Origin of the sequence: Hymenobacter sp. BT730, from assembly GCF_030542105.1 — a bacterium.
Lineage (GTDB): Bacteria > Bacteroidota > Bacteroidia > Cytophagales > Hymenobacteraceae > Hymenobacter.
Map to the genome: position 1 here is coordinate 28,636 of NZ_JAUOFB010000007.1, position 23,707 is coordinate 52,342.

Annotated in this window: 18 protein-coding genes; 8 read left to right on the forward strand and 10 right to left on the reverse strand. The window is 54.5% G+C overall.

What is annotated here, in order from left to right; all coding sequences use genetic code 11:
* Positions 1 to 10: 10 nt before the first annotated feature.
* The 3 genes from Q4G72_RS15540 to Q4G72_RS15550 all read left to right on the forward strand — a co-directional run bounded on the left by Q4G72_RS15540 (position 11) and on the right by Q4G72_RS15550 (position 2,202).
* Complete coding sequence (locus Q4G72_RS15540; RefSeq protein WP_303312345.1) at positions 11 to 619, forward strand: porin family protein; 609 nt, start codon at positions 11 to 13, stop codon at positions 617 to 619.
* A gap of 149 nt (positions 620 to 768) precedes the next feature.
* On the forward strand, positions 769 to 1,470 hold the full coding sequence (locus Q4G72_RS15545; protein ID WP_303312346.1) for a porin family protein: 702 nt from the start codon (positions 769 to 771) through the stop codon (positions 1,468 to 1,470).
* Positions 1,471 to 1,602: 132 nt separating this feature from the next.
* Positions 1,603 to 2,202 carry a porin family protein gene (locus tag Q4G72_RS15550; RefSeq protein ID WP_303312347.1) on the forward strand — a complete coding sequence of 200 codons (600 nt, stop codon included), beginning with the start codon at positions 1,603 to 1,605 and terminating at the stop codon, positions 2,200 to 2,202.
* A gap of 68 nt (positions 2,203 to 2,270) precedes the next feature.
* Here Q4G72_RS15550 and Q4G72_RS15555 read toward each other — a convergent pair whose 3' ends face one another.
* The 9 genes from Q4G72_RS15555 to uvrA form a co-directional block, all read right to left on the reverse strand.
* On the reverse strand, positions 2,271 to 3,635 hold the full coding sequence (locus tag Q4G72_RS15555) for a dipeptidase (RefSeq protein ID WP_303312348.1): 1,365 nt from the start codon (positions 3,633 to 3,635) through the stop codon (positions 2,271 to 2,273).
* Positions 3,636 to 3,759: 124 nt separating this feature from the next.
* Complete coding sequence (gene plsY / locus Q4G72_RS15560) at positions 3,760 to 4,401, reverse strand: glycerol-3-phosphate 1-O-acyltransferase PlsY (RefSeq protein WP_303312349.1); 642 nt, start codon at positions 4,399 to 4,401, stop codon at positions 3,760 to 3,762.
* Between the two features lie 139 nt (positions 4,402 to 4,540).
* Positions 4,541 to 9,823, reverse strand: coding sequence for a hypothetical protein (locus Q4G72_RS15565; protein WP_303312350.1), 5,283 nt, complete (start codon positions 9,821 to 9,823; stop codon positions 4,541 to 4,543).
* Positions 9,824 to 10,047: 224 nt separating this feature from the next.
* Positions 10,048 to 10,878, reverse strand: coding sequence for a 50S ribosomal protein L11 methyltransferase (gene prmA / locus Q4G72_RS15570; RefSeq protein ID WP_303312351.1), 831 nt, complete (start codon positions 10,876 to 10,878; stop codon positions 10,048 to 10,050).
* 216 nt (positions 10,879 to 11,094) lie between these two features.
* A complete protein-coding gene (locus Q4G72_RS15575; protein ID WP_303312352.1) occupies positions 11,095 to 11,478 on the reverse strand; it encodes a 7(1) septoil knot domain-containing protein in 384 nt (127 codons plus the stop codon).
* 60 nt (positions 11,479 to 11,538) lie between these two features.
* Positions 11,539 to 12,303, reverse strand: coding sequence for a triose-phosphate isomerase (gene tpiA, locus Q4G72_RS15580; RefSeq protein ID WP_303312353.1), 765 nt, complete (start codon positions 12,301 to 12,303; stop codon positions 11,539 to 11,541).
* A 49-nt stretch (positions 12,304 to 12,352) separates the two neighbouring features.
* Complete coding sequence (locus tag Q4G72_RS15585) at positions 12,353 to 13,153, reverse strand: TspO-related membrane protein (RefSeq protein WP_303312354.1); 801 nt, start codon at positions 13,151 to 13,153, stop codon at positions 12,353 to 12,355.
* A gap of 54 nt (positions 13,154 to 13,207) precedes the next feature.
* Positions 13,208 to 13,708, reverse strand: coding sequence for a hypothetical protein (locus tag Q4G72_RS15590; protein WP_303312355.1), 501 nt, complete (start codon positions 13,706 to 13,708; stop codon positions 13,208 to 13,210).
* Between the two features lie 120 nt (positions 13,709 to 13,828).
* A complete protein-coding gene (uvrA, locus tag Q4G72_RS15595; protein ID WP_303312356.1) occupies positions 13,829 to 16,666 on the reverse strand; it encodes an excinuclease ABC subunit UvrA in 2,838 nt (945 codons plus the stop codon).
* Positions 16,667 to 16,901: 235 nt separating this feature from the next.
* Here uvrA and Q4G72_RS15600 point away from each other — a divergent pair, with 235 nt between their 5' ends.
* The 4 genes from Q4G72_RS15600 to Q4G72_RS15615 all read left to right on the forward strand — a co-directional run bounded on the left by Q4G72_RS15600 (position 16,902) and on the right by Q4G72_RS15615 (position 21,225).
* Complete coding sequence (locus Q4G72_RS15600; RefSeq protein WP_303312357.1) at positions 16,902 to 17,405, forward strand: hypothetical protein; 504 nt, start codon at positions 16,902 to 16,904, stop codon at positions 17,403 to 17,405.
* Between the two features lie 241 nt (positions 17,406 to 17,646).
* A complete protein-coding gene (locus tag Q4G72_RS15605) occupies positions 17,647 to 18,870 on the forward strand; it encodes a pepsin/retropepsin-like aspartic protease family protein (RefSeq protein WP_303312358.1) in 1,224 nt (407 codons plus the stop codon).
* A gap of 417 nt (positions 18,871 to 19,287) precedes the next feature.
* Positions 19,288 to 20,511, forward strand: coding sequence for a hypothetical protein (locus Q4G72_RS15610; protein WP_303312359.1), 1,224 nt, complete (start codon positions 19,288 to 19,290; stop codon positions 20,509 to 20,511).
* Positions 20,512 to 20,631: 120 nt separating this feature from the next.
* A complete protein-coding gene (locus Q4G72_RS15615; RefSeq protein WP_303312360.1) occupies positions 20,632 to 21,225 on the forward strand; it encodes a TMEM175 family protein in 594 nt (197 codons plus the stop codon).
* Positions 21,226 to 21,233: 8 nt separating this feature from the next.
* Here the strand turns inward: Q4G72_RS15615 and Q4G72_RS15620 are convergent, their stop codons facing one another.
* Positions 21,234 to 21,935: an SGNH/GDSL hydrolase family protein gene (locus Q4G72_RS15620; RefSeq protein ID WP_303312361.1), complete on the reverse strand. Its 702-nt coding sequence runs from the start codon at positions 21,933 to 21,935 to the stop codon at positions 21,234 to 21,236.
* A gap of 206 nt (positions 21,936 to 22,141) precedes the next feature.
* On the opposite strand from Q4G72_RS15620, the gene Q4G72_RS15625 reads away from it, so the two are divergent.
* Positions 22,142 to 23,587 (forward strand): alpha/beta hydrolase, encoded by a 1,446-nt coding sequence (locus Q4G72_RS15625; protein WP_303312362.1) that lies wholly within the window; start codon positions 22,142 to 22,144, stop codon positions 23,585 to 23,587.
* The last annotated feature ends 120 nt before the right edge of the window (positions 23,588 to 23,707 follow it).

Consider the following 23,707-nt stretch of genomic DNA (forward strand, 5'->3'; position numbering starts at 1 on the left):
TCGATTTTGCATGAAAAAGGCTGTATTTCTACTCGCCACCGTGCTTTGTACCACGGGTGCTGTGCAGGCACAAAAAACCGTATTCGGAATAAAAGCCGGGGCCAACCTGAGCAATATAGCAGGCTCTGATGCGCCGGATGCCAACAAGCTTAAGCCTGGCGGCTTGGCTGGTGTTCTGGTGAATTTCCCGGCCTCCTCAGATGGTTTTTTGTCCATCCAGCCGGAGCTGCTATACTCTATGAAGGGTACTACCCGTAATGAGGGCACCTTTAAAACTACCCTACATTATCTGGATGTGCCCGTACTGGCCCGGCTAGATCTGCAGGGGCCTTTCTTGGTGCTGGGCCCGCAGGCCAATATTTTGCTGACTTCTAATTCTGGCAGAGATGGGTACAGACCAGTCAACTTTGGCGGTACTGCCGGGGTAGGTTTTCAGTCGGAAACCGGGCTAAGCGTAGAACTACGCTATAATCGGGATATAACTTCTCTCAATGAAGACAACGGTAACATTACGTTACATAACTACAACTCTGTGTTGCAAGCGCAGGTAGGCTACCTGTTTCTTGGCAGTAATAACCCGGCGTTTAACCACGCCAGACGTAACCGCAGCAAGTACTAATAATCAGTTATTTAACTTATATAACCCTGCCTTTCCTACGGAGAAAGGTAGGGTTTTTTATACCAGCAATGCCTGAATGAAGCAGATTGGCACATTTTTCGAATAGAGCCCGGCATACGATTTCCTTTCCCTAATTCGTATTTGACCTTATGAAAAAGTCCACCGTTCTCGTAGCCGCTTTGCTTTCTGCCGCGGCCTTTTCTTCGGCCCACGCCCAAGGCGTGCGTTTGGGTCTGCGCGCCGGCGCCAACTACACTAATCTGTCCGGCAACATTAAAAACGAAAACACTTACAATAACAAGCTCGGCTTTGTGGGCGGCGTTATGCTGAACGCTCCACTTGTGGAAAATTTCTTCTCCATTCAGCCCGAGCTTTTGTACTCGCAGAAGGGATTTGAAAACAAGCCGAATGAGTACGACAACACTATTGCCGGCATTGGTTATAAGGAAAAGCGCGAAGGCAAGGTAAACTACAACTACTTGGACCTGCCTATTCTGGCCAAGATCAATGCCGATGGTTTCTACGTTGAGGCCGGCCCGCAGATTTCTTACCTGCTCAGCTCCAGCAACGAAACCAAAACCACCCGCACTAACACCGTAAGCGGCAAAACAGACACGTTTGAAGCCCAAAATAAGAACGATGTCAGCGACCTGAACCGCACGGAGCTGGGCTACGCTGCCGGCCTGGGTTATCAGGCAGAAAATGGCCTGAGCATTGGTCTGCGCTATGCTGGTGCCTTCAGCGACCTGGTGAAGAGCGAAAATGGCGACACTTACTTCAACGGCGACCTGAAAAACGCCCGCCATTCTGCCTTCCAGGTTTCCTTGGGGTATTTGATTGGCAATAAGTAAGCAAAGCGGCTATTGCCAATATGGCCCCTTCCCACCATGGGAAGGGGCTTTTTGTTGCCCCGGGAGTAAGCATGGAAGGTTTTCGGCGTAGTTTCGCACTTGTACAGTATGTCACCCTGACTTTCATTTCCCATGAAGAAAGCATTTCTCCCTCTTTTACTGCTGGCTGGCTTAGCCGGTACGGCCCAGGCACAAAGTAACGTATCGTTAGGCCTGAAAGCGGGCGGCACGCTTGCCTCGTTCGTGGGCAAACAGGCTCGAAGTGGCGGTTACACACCTGGCTTCCATGCCGGCATCTTCGCCAATATCGGCTTTACCAACATGCTGGCTTTCCAGCCTGAACTGCTGTACTCGCAGAAAGGCGACTATCAAGAACTGATTCCGAACCCTGCTGACAACAAGCTGAGCTATGTGGATGTGCCCCTGCTGCTGCACGTGAATGCCGGGGGGCTGTTCTTTGAAGCCGGGCCGCAGCTAGGGTTCTTGGTGTCGGCCAAAGAGAAGTACAATACCACCACCTACGACCGGAAAAGCAGCTACAACCCCTTTGATCTAGGCTACGTGACTGGCCTGGGGTACCAGCGCAAACGCGGTTTGGGCATAGGGCTGCGCTACAACGGCGGCATCACCAACATTGAAAAAGCCACTACCAGCGGCAGTACCACCGTGCAGCGCAACATCCGCAACAGCGCTTTCCAGCTCTACCTCACTTATTCGCTGAACGGCCGCTAGCGTGTCGGCAGCAACAAAGAAGCCCGGCTCCTACTACAGGAACCGGGCTTCTTTGTTGCTGCGTAAAGTTACTCCTTCATGCCTGCCGCATAGTTGCGGTAGAAATGTGGAATGGTTTCGATGCCTTTAAAGAAATTGAATACGCCGTAGTGCTCATTAGGCGAGTGAATGGCATCAGAATCCAACCCAAAGCCCAGCAACACTGAATCCAGACCTAGTTCCGACTTGAACATAGCGACAATGGGAATAGAGCCGCCACCTCTCGTAGGAATGGGCTTTTTGCCGAAGGTGGTTTCCAAAGCATCGGCCGCGGCCTGGTAGGCTACCGAATCAGTAGGCGTCACGACTGGCTCACCGCCATGGTGAGGCGTTACTTTTACCGTTACGCTGGCTGGGGCAATGCTTTCAAAGTGCTTCTGGAACAACGCCGTGATTTCCTCCGAAGTCTGGTGCGGCACCAGGCGCATGGAGATTTTGGCGTAGGCTTTGGAAGCAATTACCGTTTTAGCACCTTCCCCAGTATACCCCCCCCAAATGCCATTCACATCCAGTGTAGGCCGAATACCGATACGCTCCACGGTGGTATAGCCTTCCTCGCCGTAAATATCTTTTAGGCCAATGCTCTCCTTAAACTCTTCATCGGAGTGCGGCACGCGGTTCAGCTCGGCCCGCTCAGCTTCGCTGAGTACGGCTACGTTGTTGTAGAACTCAGGAATGGTAATGTGGTTGTTCTCATCGTGCAGCGAGGCAATCATCTTGCACAGCACGTTGATGGGGTTAGGTACGGCGCCACCGTAGAGGCCGGAGTGCAGGTCGCGGTTGGGGCCGGTTACTTCTACCTGGTGGTAGCTCAGGCCGCGCAGGCCTACCTCAATGCTGGGCTGGTCATTAGAGAGAATGCCAGTATCCGAAATCAGGATAACATCGGCCTTCAGCTTCTCCTTGTTGGCTTTCACGAAGATGCCCAGGTTGCTGGAGCCTACTTCCTCCTCGCCTTCAAACATCACCTTCACGTTGCAGGGTACGCCGCCGTCCTGCATCATCATTTCGAAGGCTTTTACGTGCATGTACACCTGGCCTTTGTCGTCGCAGGCGCCACGGGCGTAGATCTTACCATCTTTGATTACAGGCTCGAAGGGGGGCGAGGTCCACAGCTCGTATGGGTCGGCGGGCTGCACATCATAGTGGCCGTACACCAGCACCGTGGGCAGGCTGGGGTCGATGATTTTGTCACCGTAGACGATGGGGTAACCGGCTGTCTGGCACAGCTCCACGTTTTCCATGCCGGCTTCTTCCAGGCGCGTTTTCAGGTAGTCAGCGGCCCGCAGCACGTCGCCGTGGAACTTGGGGTCAGCGGAAACCGAGGGGATGCGGAGCCAGTCGAGCAATTCGCTCAGGAAACGGTCTTGGTTCTGTTCGAGGTAAGAAGCCATGCAGAGGTAGGTAGGTTGATGCTAGATGGGAAGTGGCGTAAAAGTAACACGGATTGGCAGCCTGCTCCAATTAGGAAATTGGAGAAGCCGCTACTTATAATTCCATACTGTAAATGCTTACCTCTTACTTTTTATCCCATGGCATAGGCACGCGGCTTTCCGTGCCGGCGCGCAGGCGCCCGATATTAGCACGGTGGGTGTAAATCAGTAGCAAGGCCAGTACAAAGCCGAACCAGAGCAGCAGGGAATTATCGGGGCGGAAAGCGGGGAATAACTGCAACACGGCAAACACCACGCCCGCCGTCATGCTGCTGAGTGAGACGTAACGAAACAGCACCAGCATCACGATAAAGACCAGAATACACACGCCTACGGTGGCCGGGGCAATGGCCAGCATCATACCCAGTACGGTAGCCACGCCTTTGCCGCCCCGGAAGCCAGCCCAGATGGGGTAGATATGCCCCAGCACGGCTAGCACCCCGCAGGCCAGCTGAAAATAGAGCAGCTGTCCGGGCTGAATAGCACCCTGCTGCATCATGACGGTAGCCAACGAAGTAGCGGCCCAGCCCTTCAGCACATCTACGGCCATCACGAAGGAGCCGGGCTTTTTGCCCAGCACCCGGAAGGTGTTGGTAGCGCCGGCGTTGCCGGAGCCGTGTTCCCGAATATCAAGGCCGTAGAACCAGCGGCCTACCCACAGGGCGGTGGGAATGGAGCCAACCAGGTAAGCGGCCACCAATAGACCGATGACGATGGGCAGATTCATACAAAAAGAGCGTAACGGTGGGAAATAGGCAGAAGAGAGAATGGCCGATTGACGCCAAATATACAGGTACTGCCCACATTGAGCCGGCCCGGAAACAAACAGCCCCGCTCCGGAACCGGAGCGGGGCTGTAGCCAGGGGTTACTGGTCGCCGAAGGGGTCGTCTTCGTTTTTCTTCTTTTTCTTCTTTTTGCTGGTATCTTCTACCGGAGCCACTGATGCATCAACTGGCGGGTTATCCGCTTCCGCCTTTGCCTCTTTTTTGCTTTTCTTTTTGTTGGTTTCTTCTACCGGCGAGGTACCGGCTGCCTCCTTCGCGGCAGCATCAATCAGGGCCTGGTCGTCGTCCTTTTTCTTCTTTTTCTTGCGGTCTACCGGGGCGTCATCTATAGGCGCATCGGTGGGCTGCTGATCTGTGTTCGAAACGTCAAACTCCGAGCCTTTTTTCTTCTTTTTCTTCTTGCCCTCCTCTTCTACGGCTGGGTCCGGTTCGGGCTGGGTCGTAACAATTTTCTTGGCAGCCTCCTTGCCTTTCAGACCCAGGTAGGTTTTGCGGAAGCGTGTGAGGAACTCCTGCACCGTCTGGTCGTCGCCCAGGAAGAAGCCGTACTCAGTGGCCGTGTTGTAGTCGCCTTTGGCTTTGTAGCCCACAATCTCATCGAAAGAGCCGTGCTGAGCTTTGGCCAGTATGGTGTTGTTGGCATACTTGAGGTAGTACCAGGTCTGCGGTTCGGCCTCCAGGTACATTTCCACCACGTCGCCAGTCGATTCTTTCTTGATTTCGATGTAGCCGTCTATCAGCGCATTGATGTCTTTCTTCAGGATGCTGACCAAGCCAATTTTACCCGTAGAGTACCAGGCTCGCTGCTTTTCCGACCACACCAGGTTTACCTTGTTGAGAACCAGGGTACGTGCCAGTTTAGATGATACTTTCTGCAGAGGTGTATAGCCACCACGGCGGTCCATATAGGCGGCAGCTGCTTTGCTGCCTACGAATTCGCCGAGCTTGAGGGCCTGTGCCCGGGAGTTATCCACGGCCTCAGGCAGGCCTTTGGCATAGCGGGCCATATCCTCACCCATAGCTATGAGCGCCTTTTCGGGCAGGTTAATATCCAGCGCCATAAAGGTATCCAGCTCGTAGCGGCTGCTGTCAGGCTTGGCATAGCCCACCCCGGCCGCTTCCATGGTGTAGTCCTTATTGGAATTAATCAGGTTGAGCTTGCCCCGGAACGTCATAGCAGCCGTGGAGTCATTAAACGTCAACACATTGCCCTCCAAAATGTCAGGGCTTTCATCCTGCGGCCCCAGGCGGAACTGGCGGGTTCTTTGATCGAAGGCCAGCGTGCCCTCAGCCTGGAAAATATTCTGGTCAGTTACGCTCTGCTTGGGCCCTACAAACAATGGGTACACCTTGTTAGCTTCCGACATAAACAGGCCCGTAAAGAGAATGGAGCCATCATCTGCCTTTGGTTCCCGAATAGGAATGCGGATGCGGTTGGGGTCAATCGAGTCCTGCACTGCAAACCAGGTAGAAGCCCCTGGGTTCTTGCTAAACTCCAGCCTCGATTGCCCATCAAAAGCAAACCGCTTGTGTTGCGAGTTCATGATGGCACTACCCCGGTACGCAATGCGCGGTGCCAAATGGAATTTATCCTCGGCTTTAATACTAGCAGTAGCCAACGTGGGCGGAGAGATTTTACCGCCATCATTCTTGCTCAGTAGTTTGGCTGCCCGACTACGGTTGTCGCCGCCCTGGGCCTGCGCCGAGTCTACCCGGAAGTTCTCAAACCTGATGGCAAAGGAATCAGCAGAAGCGTTTTTATAGTTATACAATGCATTGCCCACAAAAGACCGCCGCGACAGAATATCCACCTCCCCTTTGTAGAGGTGGTGGTACTTGTGCAGCGTATCCATAGTCACATTCGCATTCTTGAACGCGCGCATATCGGCGTTAGCCGAGATATACACTTTGTTGCTGTCCGGTTCAATCCAGGCATCGGCGGCGGCAATATGGGGCACGCCGCCAGCCAGTAGACGGTACTTGTTCAGGTCGTACATGCCGCTGGAGGCCTGAAACTTCAGGCCGTACTGATCGGGCTTGGTAGAGTAGAAGAAGGAGCGGGTAGAATCGGCGCCTGGTGCTACCCGGAACACAATGGTCTTCTTCTTGAAGTCCCACTTACCGCCACTCAGGGAGGTTTTATACTGCGTATACGGCAGCTCTACGTTAGCTACACCCTCCTTCTCCGGTGAGAAGTCCGCAAACGCTTGCTTGATGTTATAGTCAAACGCCACGTCGGTGGCCGTTACGGCCGGCTTGTTCTGCTCGCTCGATTTGATGTTGAGCACGGCATTATTGCCTTTGTAATGATGCTGCAGGAACGTGAACTTAGGGGAGCGAATCACCGACTGCGGGCCTTCCATCCGACCGGCACCGTACAGGCCTGTGGGCGTCAGCACAGTTTCCCCGCGGTAGGTGTAGGTACCATCATAAAACTTCATAGCCGTACTGGACTTGGCCGTGCTGAAGTACATGGAGTCGGCAGCTACCGCCCACTTCATTTGATAGCCGGGAAGCAGGTTCAGCTTCGGGTACTCGGCGCCTTTGTAAGGGCCTTCCGTAAGCGTAGCGGTAGTGCCCACCGTTACCACGGAGTCTTTGTAGAAAATAAACTGGTCGCTCTTGAGGGTGGCGGCCAGGTACTTTATTTCCCCAATACCCTGCAGACCCCGGTTACTCATCTTCACCTGGTTAAACAGCTGGGCTTTGCCGCCATACAGCGGAAAACCGCCTTTGGGAACATTGTAGGTGAAGCCAAGAGAGCCATCTTCCTGTAGGGCCAGTTTGGTAGCGAAGCGCGGCATAATATTGCCCGACACGAAGGTACCCTTGAAGCCCACCGCCGAGCGGTTCTTGTTGTTGAGCGAGTCCAGCCGGAAAGGCGGAATATCGAAGTACACGGTGGTATCGTAGGCGCCGCCCAGCACTTCCGGCTTGTCGAAGAACACGTAGGCTCCGGTAGTAGCATCGAACGAAGGGTACGCGCCCAGCTTCTTGCGTCCCGACTTATTGTTGGGATGGTTGATGTAGAGCTTACCGGCCGAGGTTTTCTTCTTGTTGGTCAGCGTAAAGTCGGTGTCCTTACGAGCCTTCATCACCGAGCCTTTGGAGTTCTTGCCCTTCACAATGATGGAGTCAATCTTCATCATATCCACGAAGAACCCATCGTAATCAAAGCGAAACTCCTTGCCCTTGAACACGAAGGCCGAAGCCACCATGGTCCCGTTAAACAGGATGTTGCGGTTTTTCTGAATCCGAATCTGGCTGCTGTCAGGCTTCACGAATACCGTCACCGAGTCATCGGAGAAGTTAAACCGGTCTACACCCCGCACCAGCAGATCATCGTTCTGCATGTTCAGCGTGGCGTTGCGCCCACCGCCGGCTACCGACTTAATAGAAATGTGGTCGTAGTCTTTCTTCCCGCGGGCTGAGTTAACGTAATGCAGCGCTTTGGGCAGCAGGAGAATATTGTCGCTGTTGGGGTTGATGCGCACGTAACCATCCCGGGCCAGACCAGCCATGGCAGAGCGTACGTTGGGCTCCTTTACCTGATATGTGGTTACCAGGTCGTTTACCGTGAAGCTCTTGGCGTTGCCGTGGCTCTGGCTGTAGCCCACCACCATTTGCAGTGGGTGCATCTTATTGATGCCTTTGAGCTGCTGATAGCGGGTATTGGTGTAAAATTCCTTGGAATCGAAGGTGGCCGCTACCTGGCTTTTGGCCGTGAGCATGGTAAAGTTGATGAATGGCGTATTGATGGGCCATGTCAGCAGCTCAGTGGCAATTTCAATCTGGTGGTAAGAGTCGGCGTAGGGCGTGGTTTTGTACAGACCTTCTTCCCGGGCCAGCTGCAGCACCTGCCGGGGCTTGGAGAACTTCAGCTTCACCCCGGGGTGATACAGCGAGTCAATCTTGGCCTGGTAGATAGTGACAGCCGCGCGAGCCGAGGTAATCAGCGTGTCGCCCAGCTCATAGGCGCGGGCATCGGCCCGGAACTTGGTTTTCCCATCGGCCTGCACGCTAATAGTGGACAACGAGCCATCAAGGCTGGCGCTAAAGGTGCGCTGCCCATTCAGCGCAAAGCCCCCCACGTATTTGATGTTGTCGCCGATATTCTTGATGCGGGCATCGTTGGTGAGAGAAATAAAGCGCGGGAAGGAGGAATCGGTACTGCCGGGCTTCTTCTTGAGGCTTTTGAAGGCTAGGGCCCCTCGTACCGGGTTTTCCAGCACGGCCGCGTACGTCAGTGTAACGGGCTCAGCCTTAAACTCGGGCTTGGCTACATCAAAGTCGTAGTGAGTCAGCTCGGCGGTAGCCGGGTTCTGGCCTACCTGCCAAGCATATTGCCCGCCCTGGCCCACGAAACGGTTTTGCAAAGGCACCAGCATGCCGCTGGTTTTGGTGATAAGCGCCGAATCGGCACCAAAGCCACCCAGTAGTAAATCCACTTCCTTTAACACAATCACCGGGCCACGGGTACTAGGCGCAGCGTAATCATCAAAGTACTGCGGAGCCGCTACGGGTTCCGGCTCTACCTCTCTTACTACTGGTGCGGGTTTGCCAGCCGTAGTTTTGGCTGGTGCTTTTTTCACTGGTACCGCCTTTTTCTTGGGGGCGCCCCAGCCATCATCGTTGCCCCAGCCACTGCTGCCACTATCTGACCAGTCAGAAGTATCCCAGCCATCGTTTTTCTTCTTGACTGGTTTAGTGGCCGGCTTAGTGGTAGTTTTCAACGGGGCGGTAGTAACCGCTGTGGGAGTAGGCGTGGGTGCAACTACCGGCTCAGCCAATGGCTGGTCGTTCTCATTGTAGGCAAAGGAAAAGCTGCCGCGCACCAGCTCTACCCGGTTGTAGCGAGAGCGGTACAGCATGTTACTGGCCGTAAACTGGGCTAGCGTATTCAACAGCTTCTCGGTTTCCTTCACCGGCTCCTTTTCCACCGTTTTGCCAATCATGGTCAGCAGCTCCGTCATCTGCTGATCAGAGAGGTTCTGCTTGGCATTGCCGGCCAGAATGGTATTGAAAAACAACTCGAAGTGCGGTTTGGGCCGAAACTTTTTGGCCAGCATCTGCTGCGAAATGGCCACAATGGTGCGCTGCTGGGTGGCCGTCAGCTTATTGGAAGCCCACAGGCTTTGCAGCTGGGCGCCGGTGGCTTTGGCAGCTACGTTATTCGTGGAGGCCATCATTGCCTGCACATCCTGGATAAACTGCTCCGGATCCTGCGAGAGTTTACCGGCCTGCGGGCGGGCAGCGGCCGTTGGCTGCTGCGTAGGCTTCGGAGCGGCTGGCTGCTGGGCCTGCGCCACGGTGCTCATTCCCAGCGTTATCAGGCAAAGCCATCCAAATACAAGTTGCTTCATACTCAAACCGTCAGAACATACTTATTCGCGTACAATTTCATCAAAAATCGGCGCATTCTTTTCGAAACGCCCGCCAACGGGCACAATTCCCCGTGGATGAAATCTTCGGCTGGTTATTATCCAAAACAACGCTGAAAATACGAGCACTAGTGCCCGCGGGCCACTAAACAAAAGGAGGGAAAGAGCTGCCGCTCCTCCCCTCCTCTACCGTGCTGTGCTCTGGCTTATTTGCGGAAAATAGCCGACACCCAGTGGTTGCGCGTACGCATGGATTCATACTGGAACCCAGCTTTTTCGGCCGCTGCCCGAATCAGGGGTAGGTCCTCTTCATAGAAACCGGAGAATAGGATGGGGCCGCCGGGCTTCAGGTACTGACCATAGGCGCCCATGTCTTCCAGCAGCACATTGCGGTTGATGTTAGCCAGAATGATGTCGAAGGGAGCTTCGCCTTCCAGGGCGGTGATGTCGCCGAGGCGGGCTTCCACTTTGTCCTGCACGTTGTTTTCTGCGGCGTTGTCGGCGGCGTTTTCCGCGGTCCAGGGCTCTACGTCCACGGCCAGCACGTAGTCGGCGCCCAGGTGCACGGCCATAACGGCCAGAATGCCGGTGCCGCAACCCATATCCAGTACACGCTTGCCCTGGTGGTCGATGGTGAGCTGATTCTCAATCATCAGCGCCGTGGTATCGTGATGGCCGGTGCCGAAGGACATGCGCGGCATAATCACGATTTCGTAGGCCAGATCGGGGCGGGCCTCGTGGAAGGGAGCCCGCACCGATACTTTATCGGCAATAACCAGCGGCTGGAAGTTCTTCTCCCACTCGGCGTTCCAGTTCTGACGGGTGATAATGCGGTGACTGTGCTCTACCTCGCCAATGCCTTCGTAGCGGCTCACAATTTCCGCTACGCTGTCGGGGTTAAACACGTCCTCAGTGGTGTAGGCGCAGAAGCCGTCTTCATTGTCCTCGAAGGTATCAAACCCTACTTCGGCCAGCTCGGCTACTAAAATATCGGCCAGCTCACGTGGCGCCTTCACGCGCAGTTCTATAAAATCCATCAGCTCTGAGTAAGTAAATCCAGGAAGGCGGCCGGGTAGGCCGCGCTGCAAAGGTCGCAGGAAAACTCGGCCTTAACACTTCCGACTTACAAAAGAGCAAGGCAAAGAACCAGCATAGGGAACTGGTAAAACGCTGAAATAATGCCGGCTAGCGCATCAAAAAAGCCCCTCCGCGTAATGCAGAAGGGCTTTTTTATTACCAACAGCTAAACAGTATTACCGCTGGCCACGGCAGCCGGCGTAGCTGCGCACCTTGGTATACTGGATACTGAAATCGGCTAAAGCGCGCTTATCTGTCACGAACAGCACATAATCAGCAAAGTCGCGGGCCCCGGTGAAGTACCAGAAGCCGGCTTTATCGGCAAAGAGCTTGTTGTCTTCCCGATACACCAGAACATCAGCAAAGGCTTCCTCCGGCTCCACATACACGGTAGCAAAGCACTGAGCCCGGCGGCGGGGGTCGGTTTCCAGAAAGATGCTGCCATAAATACGGCAGGCATCTATGGAGCCTACCGGCTCAGCCGCAACAAACGGCACGGCCGGAGCCGGCTGAAACGGGTTCAGCGCCAGAAAACCGGAAAGAAGCAGCGTAATGAGCATGATGTGCTACAGGCAAGAACCTAGCCGAACCGCAAGCCAGAGCTTATAGCTTGCTACTATTTAAAACGACTTTATGATTTCTGTAAAGTCGCGGGACTTGAGGGAAGCGCCACCGATGAGGCCACCGTCTACATCGGGCTGGCTGAACAGCTCACGGGCGTTCTGGGCGTTGGCCGAGCCACCATAGAGAATGGTGGTGTTCAATGCTGCTTCGGCATCATAAGCGCGGGCAATCTGCTCACGGATGAAGGCGTGCACTTCCTGGGCCTGGGCGCTGGTGGCCGTTTTGCCGGTGCCAATGGCCCAGATGGGCTCGTAAGCAATAACCACCTGCTCAAACTCCTCATTAGAGAGGTGGAACAGGCCGTCTTTCAGCTGCTTCTCAATGTATTTGAAAGTCTCGTCGGCTTCGCGGGTTTCCAGGCTTTCGCCTACGCAGAAAATGGGCTTCAGGCCAGCGGCAAGGACGGCTTTCAACTTCTGGCTCAACAGTTCATCATCCTCGCGGAAGTACTGGCGGCGCTCAGAGTGTCCCAGAATCACATATTCCGCTCCTACTGATTGCAGCATTTTGGCCGAAACCTCGCCCGTGAAAGCACCGCTTTCCTTCTGGTGGCAGTTCTGCGCGCCCAGGTGGAACTGGCTACCAGCGGGCAACTGCTTACCAATGGCCGACAGGAACGGAAACGGTGGGCAGATAACCACCTGCACATCGGAGCCGGTTACCTCGTCCTGTACCATGTTGGTGATTTCGGAAACCAGCGCCAGGCCGTCCTGGAGGGTCATGTTCATTTTCCAGTTGCCGGCAACGATGTTCTTACGCATAGCGGAGATGTAGTGAAGGGAAAGAATACGTCAAAAGTAAGCAGACAATTCAGACTCCGGTTATGACGCGCCGGCGGCGTAAAGCCAAGGCCACGCCCACTACGCCTGCCAATACCGCCCCGGCCAGCGCCGCCCACGCTAGTTCCGGGTACTCTGGGCGCCGAGCCAGCCAGATGGCCGCCAGCGCCCAGGCCACTACCAGCGGAATAACCACGTCCCGAAAAGCACTGCCCAGCAGAATGCCCAGTGCCGTAACCACGGCTACCAGCACCATAGCCAGCAGCAACGAAACGTTCAGCTCCGGCTGCCAGCCCAGGTCGCGCAGCGCAATGGTAAGGTTGATGACCGTAGCCACCGAAATCCAGCCCAGATACAGCGCCACCGACACGCTACCAATGGCGGAGCTCTGCTCTTCCAGCACTAGCCGCCGGGCCCGGCCATAAGCAACAATCAGGCTCCCCAGAATAATTAGCATAACGGCCGCGCTCAGGGGCAGCAACTCATAGGCAAACACCACCAGCCAGGCGCCGGTAGCCAGGTTGGCCACTACCAGCGGCCGGGCTACTGCGCTGGGCAGCGGGTTGTGCCGCTGTGCGGGCAGCAGCTGCCACACCGCATACAGCAGTAGGCTCAGAAATATCAGCCCCCAGATGCTAAACGCATAGCCCGCCGGCGTGAGCAACGTGGGATATTTGCCTGATACCACCGCATTGGTCTGCCCATTAAACGGGTAGCGCTGCGACACATAGTTCAGCGCAATGTTGAGCACAATGGCCACGGCCGCCAGTCCGCGCCACACGCGGCTTTCGGTGTAGGTGGCAGAAAAGTGCGGGTGCGGGTTGATTTCCATACGGACCGCGAATAGCAGATAAATGAGTGAGTTACGAAACCATTTCGATTAGTGTTAATTAACACTAACTGGCTTACGAATACCACGCTGTCGGTAACGAAAGTTTAGGTTGGCAGAAACACTAAACCGGTGTCGGCCAACTTCGGCTAGTCGGTCGCCCCCGAAACGCACATTATAGCCATACAGCAGGTTTACAAAGCCAGCTAGTCCTGTCCCTAGGGCCGGCGTGAGTACTACTTGGCCGCGCTTGAAATCAGTATAATATGCGGCCGATATATCCCCACCCAAAGCTGTGGCGCCAAAGGAATAGCCCACTTTGGGACCGAGCAGAAACTTGTCTTTGGTAAATCGAAACTCCGTTGATACATAAGGTCCGAAACTGGCTACGCCCAGTGCCTGCCATTGAACCTTGTGCCGAATAAGACCTACTTCCAGCCAGGCTTTGGGCTGAAAGGCGCCCCCTACGCGCCATACCGTTTTAGGCGGCGCATAGAACCGCGCCTGCTGCCAGTCTAACGAATCAGTAGTTTGGGCCCCGGCAGTAGAGGTCAGCATTACAGCGCAAGCAAGCCAGAATACTGTACAGCGTATAAACATAAAAAGAGGCCTCCGTTACACAGAGGCCTCTAATCTATTGGATAAGTTCGTATGCCGCAGCGCGGGCTGGTTTAGAGCTTACAGCTTCTCCGCCAGGAAGCGTGCCGTGTGGTTGCTATCCTTCAGCTTCGCAAATTCCTCGGGCGTGCCTTCAAACAGCAGGTGGCCACCGTTGATGCCACCCTCAGGGCCGAGGTCGATAATCCAGTCGGCGCACTTGATGATGTCCATATTGTGCTCGATGATAAGTACCGAGTTGCCTTGCTCTACCAGCGCATTCAGGGCCGTCATCAGCTTATTGATGTCGTGGAAGTGCAGGCCAGTGCTGGGCTCATCAAAAATGAAGAGAATCTTATCCTGCTGCAGCGTGGCGCCTTTGGTGAGGAAGGAGGCCAGCTTCACACGCTGGGCCTCACCGCCGGAAAGCGTGTTAGCCGACTGCCCCAGGCGGATATAACCCAGGCCCACATCATCGAGCGGCCGGAGGCGCTCTACAATCTTCAGCTGGTTTTTGAAGAACTCAATGCTGTCCTCAATGGTCATTTCGAGCACCTCGTTGATGCTCTTGTCCTGGTACTTCACGTCCAGAATATCCTGCTTGAACTTGCGGCCCTCACAGGCTTCGCAGGTCAGGTAGATATCGGCCATGAACTGCATTTCAATCTTCACCTGGCCTTCGCCCTGGCACACCTCGCAGCGGCCGCCATCAATGTTGAAGGAGAAGTGCGAAGGTTTGAAGCCACGGGCTTTTGCCAGCTGCTGATCCGCAAACAGACTGCGGATAGCGTCGTAGGCCTTCACGTACGTCACCGGGTTGGAGCGGCTGCTTTTGCCGATGGGGTTCTGGTCGACGAACTCCACGTGCGTTACCTGCCCGTTCACGCCCATGAGGCGGTCGAACTTACCAGTCGCCTCGCCAGCCCCGCCGCCCAGCTGCTTCATGAGGGCCGGCGCCAGAATACGGCGAATCAGCGTGGACTTGCCCGAGCCGGATACGCCCGTCACCACCGTCATAACATTCAGCGGAAACTTGACGGAGACGTTCTTGAGGTTGTTTTCGCGGGCGCCGGTTAGCTCCAGCGCGTTGCGCCAAGGGCGGCGCGTTTTGGGCACGGCCACTTCCATTTTACCGCTCAGGTACTGGCCGGTGTAGGTAGCGGTGTCCTTCAGAATCTCGTCGTAAGTACCCTGGAACATGAGGTGGCCGCCACCGCTGCCGGCTTCGGGGCCGATGTCGATAATCTGGTCGGCCTCTTCCATAATTTTCTCCTCGTGCTCCACCACAATAACCGTGTTGCCCAGCTTCTGCAAGGAGCGCAGCACGCCAATCAGCTGCTCAGCATCCTTGGGGTGCAGGCCAATGCTGGGCTCATCGAGAATATACATGGAGCCCACCAGCGCCGAGCCCAGTGAGGTAGCCAGTGAAATACGCTGGCTCTCGCCGCCGGAGAGCGTGCTGCTCAGGCGGTTCAGGGTGAGGTAGCCCAGGCCCACGCGGTTGAGGTACTCCAGGCGGTTGGTTACTTCCGTTACCAGGCGCTCGGCCACTTTGGCGTCGTGCTCATCCAGGTCCAGGTTCTGAAAGAACTCCAGGGCACGGCTTACCGGCAGCAACACCAGATCGGTAATGCTCTGGCCGCTGATTTTTACGTACTGGGCGTCTTTGCGCAGGCGGGTGCCGCGGCAGTCGGGGCAGGTGGTGCGGCCCCGGTAGCGGCTTTGCAGCACGCGGTACTGGATTTTATGCGTTTGGGTGGAAACCCACTTAAAGTAGTCGTCGAGGCCGTCGAAGTACTTGTTCCCTTTCCAGAGCAGCTGGCGCTCGGCCTCACTCAGCTCATTGTAGGGCCGGTGAATAGGGAAATCGAAGCGGATGCCGTTTTTGAGCAGGGGCTTCAGCCACTCGCTCTGCTTGTCGGTGCGCCAAGGGGCAATGGCGCCTTCGTACACCGTCAGGCTTTTGTCGGGAATTACCAGGTCTTCATCAATACCCAGCACCGAGCCAAAGCCTTCGCAGGTCTGGCAGGCGCCGTAGGGGTTGTTGAAGGAGAAGAAGTTGACGCTGGGCTCCTCGAACACCTCGCCATCCAGCTCAAACCGGTCGGAGAAGGTGCGGGTTTCGTCGTCGAGCTTAATGATGCAGGTGCCGTGGCCCTCGAAGAAAGCGGTTTGCACCGAGTCGGAGAGGCGGAACATCAGGTCTTCGTCGCCGGGCTGAATCACGGCGCGGTCAATCATGATGTACACGTCGCCTTTCACCTCGGGCTGGCCTTCGGCAATCAGCTCCTCTATAAAGGAAGTTTCGCCGTTTACGACTACGCGGCTGTAGCCTTTCTGCAGCAGCAAATCCAGCTCCTTGCTCATGGGCCGGCCCGCTTCGGAAGGCATTAGCGGCGCCAGCACCATAATGCGCGTGCCGCCGGGCAAACGGAACAGGTAATCCACTACATCGGCCACGTTATCCTTGCGCACCTGCTCCCCGCTGATGGGCGAGAACGTGCGGCCTACGCGGGCGAAGAGCAGCTTGAGGTAGTCGTAAATCTCGGTGCTGGTGCCTACCGTGGAGCGGTTGTTCTTGATGCTGACCTTCTGCTCGATGGCAATAGCCGGCGAAATGCCCCGGATGTAGTCGACATCGGGCTTATCCATGCGGCCCAGAAACTGGCGGGCGTAGGACGAGAGGCTTTCCACGTACATGCGCTGGCCCTCGGCATACAAGGTATCAAACGCCAGCGAGGACTTACCCGAGCCCGAGAGGCCCGTAACAACGATGAATTTATTGCGCGGCAGCGCTACGCTCAGGTTCTTGAGATTATGAACCCGGGCATTTTTTATCAGGATAAACTCGCGTGGGTCGAGCTGGTCAATGGGGTCGGCTGCCGGAGCGGCCATTTGCAGAGCGGAATTGTCGGCCATAGATGAGGTAACAGCCACGGGCAGGGGTTTGGTTTCCGGCCTGCGGCGTTTCAGTAGGCGAAGGTACGGCGGGGGCAGCTGGGTTGGTTGCTTTTCGCACACAGAACAGACCTAGGGAGTAGCGGCAAGCATACTACCGTTGGCATGATGGCCGCCACTATCTTGCGTACTAAAGTCGGATTGCCGCTATTGCAAGTGGCGGCAATACAGATGTGATAGGACATTTAATGACACTATGAGAAAGGACACAGCATTTATACTTTCAGCAATCATTCTATCAATTTTCTGCTACGTGACAGATGCCTTTGGCAGAGGTGTGGTGCTAATAGCTGGGGTAGCCGGACTGATTGGAATTATTGCGCTTCTCACGACAGCATCACCGCTGACTGATTTATCCGAAAATGAGGAGCGAGTTCTTCGGCAGGAAAAAAAGCTACTCCCATTTGTATTAGCAATAATTCTCTTCAATATCATTGCTTTTTATGCTGTATATGACTTTATGGGTGGCAGTCCAGATGACAATAAGCTTATTCTTGCTGTAACTACAGCGCTGGGGCTGGCATCTCTCGTGGGATTTGTTCTTGGACTTATCATTTCTGCTTTTCCTTACAAAGGCATGGACTTCATCAATAAATTTAACAGAGGCGCTTTGCTCGGACTGCTCATTGTTCATAGCCTACAAGCCATTATATATGGGATTACTTGGCTAACCATGACTCCCCTGCTGGCGCGAGTTTAGCGTAGCCCGTGACCAGCCATGATAATGAGGTTGTATCTCATCTACCACAACGTGTTAGGCCAGCCCCGCGCCGGTCAGGGTTACTGGGTGAGGTACAGCCGTACGGCATTGCAGCGAGGTAGCAACTATTTATTCGGCGCTTCCGCTACTTTACAGTATGGAATTTTATAATTGCTGTTGAAGCTATAATAAGCAGCCATAGCTTACCGCATATGCAACAAAGCCTTCCTTTTTGCCTTTTATGCTGAAAACGCTCTTGGTAATTCTGGCGCTTTCGTATCTGATACTACCCGCCTCTGGTCAACAACTCCTCCCTTTTATTCAGGCCACATCCAAAAAAATTAAAATTTTGGAAGGCCATTATTTACAGGATGGCGAATTAGTACCCGCGCTTAACCCGGACACGTATTATTTTCATCCTTCTTTCCACCCGAAAAAAATTGCTTATTACACTGATCAGGACAGTATTGTTTTCTGGGCAAAGCCGGGCGATGTATTCAACTTTGCCATTGTATTTAACAAAAAAGATACTTGCTACCAACGCGTAACGTCTGACAATCCGAATAAAGTACTTTATACATCCGCTGGAAAAGGTCTCGTAAATGACACCCTCCCTTTTGTGTTAGGTCCTAACAATGCTATTCACGTAAAGGGGAAAGTCAACCAATCAGAGGTATTGGATTTAATATTTGATACGGGAGCAAGCATTGGAGTACTTTCCGAAGAAGGCGCGGCCAAGCAAGCGGTTTTGCGGAACGACAATAAAAATATTTTTACAATTGGCAATATCGTTATTCGCAATTCACCTATCAGTTATATTAATTATCACGGCAGCTTAAAGGCAGATGGTGTTTTGGGCTATAATGTTTTTGAGGGAAAGGTTATTGAAATTAATTATGACAAAAATATCCTAGTAGTACACCATGGTGCTTTTGACACCAGAGGCTATACTTCCACGGAAATGACATGGCATGGTTCGGCCATGTTTATTGACGGAGCTATCGGAATTAATAATAAACGAGTTAAGGGATTATTTCTGTTTGATACGGGGTCTAAATGGGCTCTTTCGCTCAATAAAGACTTTGCCAGCAAAAATAACTTATATAGGACTTTAGAAAAAGTTGGTTCGCGGCGGGCCAAGGGTGTTGACGGTAAGACCATTAAAAGCAATACGGTAATATTGCCGGCAGTGTATCTGGCCGGTCTTTTGTTGCCCAATGTGCCTGCGGACCTGGAGCTGGGGGAAGAGTCGGAGAGCAGGCTTGCCTTCAACATTCTGGGCAACGATGTTTTAAAACGCTTCAATACGATACTCGATTATCGGAATGGGCTTGTTTATCTAAAAGTCAATGGCTTGCAAACTGCGGCTTATACTAAAACCCTTGATGAAAGGCAGCTTTTGTCTATAGCTGCCCTGATTATTGGCATTGGCCTGATTTCCTGGTTGCTCTACAGGAGGCTCTAGCCGTTTAATAAACTGTGTAGCGACGCGTATTCGCGTCTCCCCATCTGGCGCGAGTTTGTAGCTTGTGCCCAAAATAAGGATGAGGCTGCACCTCATCTGCCGCAAAGCGGCAAGCAGACCCCTCACAAGGTAGAGGGCGGATTCATTCTTTTAAATCTTTTGCATAAGGTCTTGGCTGCTACATAAATCAGATCCGGAAATGCAAATAAAAAGGGGCCACTACCGCGGCCCCTTTTTATTTGCATAGGTGTAATGATACTATAGTAATAATCAAGTCAATAAGGTTTGTATTCTTTCGTTGCCCGGTAACTGAATAAGCTGTCTGATAGCACTATACAAAAGTGCAGCCTTCCCAAGCGAGGTACAAAGGCCAAAAATTTCTTTTTTTGACCCTTCGTTACTTTTAGTGTTCTATAAATGCCCGTTATATCTGCTACGCAGCAAGCCGCTCTTTGCGCGGCAGTGGCTACCCGCTTTGGCCAACCCATCCGCTACCCCAGTCATTGTGAAGCGTTAGAGGCCTCCATTGCCCAGGCTCAGCCCCAGGATGGCCGCTTAAGCGTGAACACGCTGCGCCGTTTTTTTGGGCTGGTGAAGAAAACCGGGGGCTACCACCTGCACACCCTCGATGCGCTGGCCCGCTATGCCGGCCACGCCGATTTTGAAGCTTTCGTAGAGGGCACTTTTACTCCCGCTACCACCGCTGACCCCATTCCCGAAATTCCCGAGCTCCTCGCTTTTCCCCGGCTGCAGCATGCCGAGCGACTTTTGATGGGGTACTTCCTGGGTCAAATTACCCGCACCGATGATTTTACGGCCAACGCTCTGGCCCTGCGTTTAGCCGCCCACCCCGCCGGGCAGGAATACTTTGTGGAAAGCTACGTGGACCTGGCCTATCTAAACGGAGCCTATGGACAGGTAGTGCGGGAGTATTTACGCCACAAAAAAACGCCCGAAGCTCAGCTCTACGGCCACAGCGTACTGTTTCTGGGCGAGTTTCTGGCCGAAGATGAACCCGCCTGGCAGGCCCGTTTGCAGCATCTGCTGGCTCTCTCCATTCCGCCCGATACGCACCCCTTCCCGCGGGGGCGCCGGTCATTTGCTGAAATTGCAGCCACTTGGTATGCCGCTCCCACGCAGCCGCTACCGGCAGTGCTGTGGGAGCAGCTGCTGGATGAGGCAACTCAGATTCCCATTCTCCCCACGGATGCCGGCAACTTGCCCCCTTTCTACAATTACTTTCCGGCCGGATATTATTTCCTGGTGGCGGAGGCCTTCTTTCTAACCAATCAGTTTGAGCCGCTAGCCGCCTGGATAGCGCTTACGCTGGAAGCGTATCCCGCATTGCGGCAGTACGAACACAACGTTTTTAACGAGCTGCTGCGGGCTTTTCAGGCAGTAGCCGCCCTGCGTACCGGCACTGCTACCACCTGGGATTCCTCGTCTCTGAGCGCTGTGCTGGAAACCCATACCTGGCTGCGCGACTATTACCAAGTGCATTGCTGGCTGGCGGGGCTCCATTTTGCCGTGGCCGGCACACCAGATCCGGAAGCTGCCACCCGCATTAGGGAGCAGATAAATCGGTTTGCCCATAAGCGCCGGATGCCCTTTTATGCAAGCCTGGCGGCCCGTATTGCGTAGCGCCAGCTGAATTTTGGGTGGGCTGTGCTTAGTGACTGAAATGTTATGGAGCGGCTACAGCTTCCTGCTCTTGTACACTTACCTTGTATCCCTGTAGGGGAACATTTCAGCAGCTATTTTATGCACAAAGGGAGATTAGAGGCTTTCAGCGACGGAGTTATTGCCATCATCATTACCATTATGGTGCTGGAAATCAAAGTACCGCATGGTAGCAGTTTTACTGCTTTGCAGCCCGTACTGCCCGTTTTCTTAAGCTATATTCTTAGCTTTATATATATCGGCATATACTGGAACAACCACCATCATATGCTCAGCAGTACCAGCAAAGTGAGCGGTGGGGTACTGTGGGCCAATCTGCACTTGCTGTTCTGGTTGTCGCTTACACCTTTTGCTTCGGGCTGGATGGGCGAAAACAGCTTTGCGCCCGCTACCCTGGCCATATATGGCTTTGTGCTGCTGATGTCGGCTATAGCTTATTTTATTCTGCAACGGCTGATTATTGCGCAGGATGGCCCGGAGTCCATTCTGGCGCACGCCATCGGCAAGGACACCAAAGGCAAACTCTCGCCGGTGCTGTATTGCCTGGGCATTGGAACAAGCTTCTGGAACGTATGGATAGCCGGCGGATTCTATGTACTAGTAGCCCTGATGTGGCTGGTGCCCGACACTCGCATTGAGCGCACCCTCAGCAAAACGCATAACGGCTCCTTGTAACCTCTACTCTACTTCTTCAAATAAGGTCCTACCGTCCTCGTCCAGATTTCGTAGCCGGCAGGCGTCATGTGCAGGCTGTCCTGCACAAAAAGCTCTGGACGCGGCTTACCATTCGCACCTAGCATAGGAGTACCTACGTCCACGAATTTCAGCCTTTGGGGATGCTGCCCGATGTACTGCTGGATCAGGGTATTGGCTTCCTGTATTTTGGGGTAAAGTGCCCAGCGCGACGGGCTGGGTTTGATAGAAAGGAACACCAACGGCACACGGCGCAGCTTTTTATTCTGACGCATCAGCTTTTCAAACGAGAGAAATGACTGAAATACTTCCTGCGGTGTAGCGCCGGCGGCAATGTCATTGTCGCCCTCATAAAGCACCACCTGCCGCGGCCGATACGGCACCACCAGCTTTTCGAAGAAATAAATGGCATCAGGAAAGCGGGAGCCACCGAAGCCGCGATTCAGCACAGGCAGGCCTGGAAAATCTTTCGCCAATGTTTCCCACTTCCGAATAGACGAGCTGCCATAGAACAGAATGGGCTTTCGGGGCGCAGGAGTCAGGCTATCCTGCCGCGCAAAAGCGCGGAGTTCTTCCGCCCATTGCGCGGGGTTAATAGGCGGGGCTGATGTGGTTTGCGCAAAGCTGGTGAGGCGAGCCAGCAGCAGAAAAAGCAATCCAGCACTTTGGAATCGAAGAATAAATGGACGCATAGCAGAGAGTATCAGCAGAGGAGGAAGATGCAAGCTACTAGGTTAGCGGACATATGCGAGGCAGGGTAAGCCAAGGTGTAATAATGGGGGTACGAATAGCGGGAAGAGTCTAATTTCTAGCTCGGCTACCGGAACAGTGCCCTACTAGCCTACGTTGTACCAGCACGCCGTATTTTTTCGGCACTCATCTTGTGCTGTAGCCGTCTATGCGTTCCATCTTCTTTGCCTGCCTGCTTCTCTGGCTTTCATTATCGTCGGCTTTTGGGCAGCGTACTGCCGGGCTGGCCGGACAATGGGCCGGCACCCTGAAACTGCCTAACGGTGGGGCATTGCCCCTGCTCATTGCTATGCAGGAAACCAGCGGACGCCGCTCTGCTACGCTGGATGTGCCCAGTCAGGGCGCCCAGGGCATTGTAGTAGACCAGGTAACCGTGCGTGCTGACAGTGTGTTGCTGCTCATCAAAACCATAAAAGCCCAATATGCCGGCCGGCTTAGCGCCGATGGGCGCCAGCTGCAGGGTTTCTGGCGACAGAATGGTGCGCGGCTACCGCTCACGCTGGTGCGCAGTTCCGTAGCCGCTCCAGCCCCTGCACCCAATACTTCCAGCCGCGCTACAGCCAAGCAGAACCGCCCGCAGGAGCCAGTGCCACCCTTTCCGTACCGGGAGGAGGAAGTTAAATTCACCAATCGGGCCGGTGGCGTTACGTTAGGCGGCACACTCACAGTGCCACCCGGCGCTGGGCCGTTCCCAGCGGTGGTGCTGCTCTCCGGGTCTGGTGCGCAGGACCGCGACGAAACAGTTTTTGGTCACCGCCCTTTTCGGGTTATGGCCGATTACCTGGCCCGGCGGGGTATTGCCGTGCTGCGCTTCGATGACCGGGGCGTAGGGCAGTCAACGGGCAATGCCAAAACCGCTACGGCCGGAGACTATACCACGGATGCCCAGGCAGCGCTGGCTTTTCTGCGTACCCGCCGCGAAATAAATAGTAAGGAACTGGGCCTGATTGGGCACAGCGAAGGTGGCACTGCGGCTATTGCTGCCGCCGGCCAGCCCCAGGGCCCGGCCTTTCTGGTGCTGCTGGCTACGCCCGGCGTACCTGGCCCCGATTTAATTACCCGCCAGTCGCTGGACCAAGCTCGTCTGAAAACCACTAATCCTAAAATTCTGGCCGGCGTGGAGCAGCGCCAGCGTAACCTGCTGGGCATTGTACAGCGCATTGCCGATAATAATGCCGCCCAGGCTCAGCTGGTGGCCGCTCTCATTCCTCCTATTGACCTGCCTCCCGAGCAGGCCGCGCAAATTAAAGCTGTGGCCCAAGGTCAGGCTGCTCTTATGGTAACCCCAGCCTACCGCTATTTGCTGAATGATAATCCGCAGAAAACCCTGCGTGCTGTGCGCTGCCCGGTACTGGCCCTCAATGGCAGCAAAGACCTGCAGGTAGCCTCGTCCGTTAACCTGCCGGCTATTGAGAAAACCCTGAAGGCCGTGCCCAACCGCGACGTGACCGTGAAGGAACTGCTCGGGCTGAATCACCTGTTTCAAGCCGCCACTACAGGCAGCTCAGCAGAATACGGGCAGATAGAGGAAACCTTTTCCCCCGCCGCACTACAAATCATCGGCGACTGGCTCGCACAGCGTACCAAGCGCTAAATGGCTTTCAAGTAAGTCTGTACCATATCCTACTATCCGGGAGGTAGCTTCGGCAGTTAATAGCCCGGAAGCTCCCTCTCACTTTTTCAGCTGGTTGAGCGGCAGCATGGTACTTGGGTT

Excerpts from the sequence above, each read along its gene's own strand:
- uvrA (WP_303312356.1), bottom strand. The coding sequence starts at position 16,666 with ATGGCCGACAATTCCGCTCTGCAAATGGCCGCTCCGGCAGCCGACCCC.
- Q4G72_RS15555 (WP_303312348.1), bottom strand. The coding sequence starts at position 3,635 with ATGGCTTCTTACCTCGAACAGAACCAAGACCGTTTCCTGAGCGAATTG.
- Q4G72_RS15540 (WP_303312345.1), top strand. The coding sequence starts at position 11 with ATGAAAAAGGCTGTATTTCTACTCGCCACCGTGCTTTGTACCACGGGT.
- prmA (WP_303312351.1), bottom strand. The coding sequence starts at position 10,878 with ATGGATTTTATAGAACTGCGCGTGAAGGCGCCACGTGAGCTGGCCGAT.
- Q4G72_RS15610 (WP_303312359.1), top strand. The coding sequence starts at position 19,288 with ATGCCCGTTATATCTGCTACGCAGCAAGCCGCTCTTTGCGCGGCAGTG.
- Q4G72_RS15605 (WP_303312358.1), top strand. The coding sequence starts at position 17,647 with ATGCTGAAAACGCTCTTGGTAATTCTGGCGCTTTCGTATCTGATACTA.
- Q4G72_RS15600 (WP_303312357.1), top strand. The coding sequence starts at position 16,902 with ATGAGAAAGGACACAGCATTTATACTTTCAGCAATCATTCTATCAATT.
- Q4G72_RS15550 (WP_303312347.1), top strand. The coding sequence starts at position 1,603 with ATGAAGAAAGCATTTCTCCCTCTTTTACTGCTGGCTGGCTTAGCCGGT.
- Q4G72_RS15625 (WP_303312362.1), top strand. The coding sequence starts at position 22,142 with ATGCGTTCCATCTTCTTTGCCTGCCTGCTTCTCTGGCTTTCATTATCG.
- Q4G72_RS15585 (WP_303312354.1), bottom strand. The coding sequence starts at position 13,153 with ATGGAAATCAACCCGCACCCGCACTTTTCTGCCACCTACACCGAAAGC.
- Q4G72_RS15620 (WP_303312361.1), bottom strand. The coding sequence starts at position 21,935 with ATGCGTCCATTTATTCTTCGATTCCAAAGTGCTGGATTGCTTTTTCTG.
- Q4G72_RS15545 (WP_303312346.1), top strand. The coding sequence starts at position 769 with ATGAAAAAGTCCACCGTTCTCGTAGCCGCTTTGCTTTCTGCCGCGGCC.
- Q4G72_RS15615 (WP_303312360.1), top strand. The coding sequence starts at position 20,632 with ATGCACAAAGGGAGATTAGAGGCTTTCAGCGACGGAGTTATTGCCATC.
- Q4G72_RS15590 (WP_303312355.1), bottom strand. The coding sequence starts at position 13,708 with ATGCTGACCTCTACTGCCGGGGCCCAAACTACTGATTCGTTAGACTGG.
- plsY (WP_303312349.1), bottom strand. The coding sequence starts at position 4,401 with ATGAATCTGCCCATCGTCATCGGTCTATTGGTGGCCGCTTACCTGGTT.
- tpiA (WP_303312353.1), bottom strand. The coding sequence starts at position 12,303 with ATGCGTAAGAACATCGTTGCCGGCAACTGGAAAATGAACATGACCCTC.
- Q4G72_RS15565 (WP_303312350.1), bottom strand. The coding sequence starts at position 9,823 with ATGAAGCAACTTGTATTTGGATGGCTTTGCCTGATAACGCTGGGAATG.
- Q4G72_RS15575 (WP_303312352.1), bottom strand. The coding sequence starts at position 11,478 with ATGCTCATTACGCTGCTTCTTTCCGGTTTTCTGGCGCTGAACCCGTTT.